At 54.2% G+C, this 2,103-nt stretch carries 3 protein-coding genes; all 3 read right to left on the reverse strand.

From position 1 onward, the window contains the following. Window positions 1-93 precede the first annotated feature (93 nt). Entirely contained in the window at window positions 94-672 is a 579-nt protein-coding gene (locus RE6C_RS00195; protein WP_039960767.1) for a hypothetical protein, read from the reverse strand. A gap of 179 nt (window positions 673-851) precedes the next feature. Next, window positions 852-1,118 (reverse strand): hypothetical protein, encoded by a 267-nt coding sequence (locus RE6C_RS00200; RefSeq protein WP_144054608.1) that lies wholly within the window; start codon window positions 1,116-1,118, stop codon window positions 852-854. Between the two features lie 111 nt (window positions 1,119-1,229). Further along, window positions 1,230-2,103: hypothetical protein (locus tag RE6C_RS00205; RefSeq protein WP_039960770.1), on the reverse strand; the 874-nt coding region annotated here is incomplete at its 5' end.

Consider the following 2,103-nt stretch of genomic DNA (forward strand, 5'->3'; position numbering starts at 1 on the left):
AACGGCGGTGGTCACCCGGCACGCGCGGTTGACTCTCCACTTCAAAACGCCCGGCTCGCGTGCTCGGGTGCACCACATTGTTACCCGATGCGTTTATTCTTCGTCCAAGGAAAACGACAGTAACGATTTTCTTGCGGTCGGACCAAGCGACTCAAACCCGGATTCGTGGCAGTTGAAATTGAGCACATATAGCCCGTTGCCCACGTCAACATAGCAGCCGATCGAAAATACCTTGTTCGATTTTCCACGATCCGCAACGTCCTGACTATACGACATCAAGAGCGCCGGGTATCCATCCAGATTGATCTGCTCACTGTCGATAAGTTCCCATTTGTCGCGGCCCTCCGCTCTCTTCTTGACAATCTCCTCTTTGAGTTTGCTCAAGTCTTTCGTTGCTTTCGTGTTGAAAAATGCATTGATCGATGCGCCATGGGCACGATCTGGAGGCACGACTAAAAGAAGTGCGTCCTTGGACACGGAAAGGTTTTCCCATCCAGCGGGCGGCTTGATAGTCGCATTTGAATTTCCGAGTTGAGTCGACTTACCAAGAACTGCCTCTTGAGCACTGTCGTCTGCCGCCGTCGCGGTAGCAGGCGATGAGCAAAAGATCGCCATCATGATTAGCACGATGCAAAAGATTCCCGTGACGTTTAAAAGAGGATTCTGATTCATCGGAGGCCTTTTCTCTGAAAGTGTTGGATGCTTGACTCGGGTAACGTTACGGATCACGTGGTCGCCGCGGACGATCTTCCACTTCAGACAACGTGACTCGGCGACTCACGTGCATCCGATGGTTCGCCGTCCAGTTCGGGTCGGATTGGGTCGGTGTGACGGATCGAGATTATATCACATCATTGAATTCGAGCGGCACCCGCATCGTCTAGCGAGAGTCGATACGATTGAAGCGTCGAGTGACCAGCGGGTTGGCCAAAAATCTCGGCGTGCTTCCAGCGTGGGACTGTTTGCGATTCCTGATCCAGCAGTATCACATCACCCGCGTCGAGCATTGATGTGATGCTGCGTCTGAAGTGTCCAGCGTCTTTAAAGAGTCCGCGTACGGTGTTGAGCGGAAGGTCGCCACCCTGCAACTGGTCGAGTGTTTCGAGTTCGGGCGACATGGTCTTTTTCGGCGAACGGTTGCGATCAGCGGGCGGCGACCCACGACGTTCCATTTGTTTCCGCTCTGCCGCCGCTCCGTTGCATCGCGTGGTTACCCGAATTCACGAACGTCAAGGACGAGGGATTTTCCGTGAAAGACGGTACAGGTCATTCTTGTTCTTTCGCGACGAGACAAACTCAATTGGCCGATGCCGGGCTCGATCGCCTTCCAAGCAGATCCATAGATCATCACCCTCAACTCGATAAATGCATCGAAGATTCTGTGGTGTGAGTCCAGGGGTATCCGTTGTCGATCTAAGGTCCAATTTGAGAGGGTCCTGCCCAGGCACGACGAAGCAATTGAAGACTTGTGAAAGTTCAGGAATGCCAACGTCAAGTCGCAAGATTGCTTGCGATCTTGTGAACTCGATCTCCGATTCGATTTCGCTTGGTGCCGTAACGCCTTGATTCTGAACTTCCATGACGGTCCATCGGCCCACCAGGGCCTGGGGTGACTTATGCTCGCCCGCGAGGGCCGAAGGGTTGGTCGACCAAAAGGAAACATGAACACCAGGGACCTCGCGGCGCAACCGCGACGCGCCCTCAGGCGTGATTCCGGTGTTGCGAATCCTCACTTCCTCTACCTCCGGCATGGCCTTCAAAACGCGAACGAGTCGAGGGATATCGTCATCGCTGGCAGACGCACGAAAGTCGCCCCAGTCCGCAAGAATGAGTTTCCAAGCATTGCGGCCATGAATTGCGTCTTTGATCCAGCTCTTAAATTCAACCATCCAGTTTGGTTCTCCAGATGGCTGCTCAAATTCGGATCCACCCGCGAACGCGACACCACCACCCATGCGCCAGAATGTTTGGACGGCTTCGCGTTGATCGCGGTTTCGCTTCGCCCGAACGTTCAACCAAGCGAGGCAGCACGCGAGGATAGCAACCACGGCAAGAATCGTTCGCAGTCGGAATCGCATGATAGTGTCCGATGCATGCTTCGGG

Origin of the sequence: Rhodopirellula europaea 6C (assembly GCF_000338295.1) — a bacterium.
In the GTDB taxonomy this organism is placed as follows: domain Bacteria; phylum Planctomycetota; class Planctomycetia; order Pirellulales; family Pirellulaceae; genus Rhodopirellula; species Rhodopirellula europaea.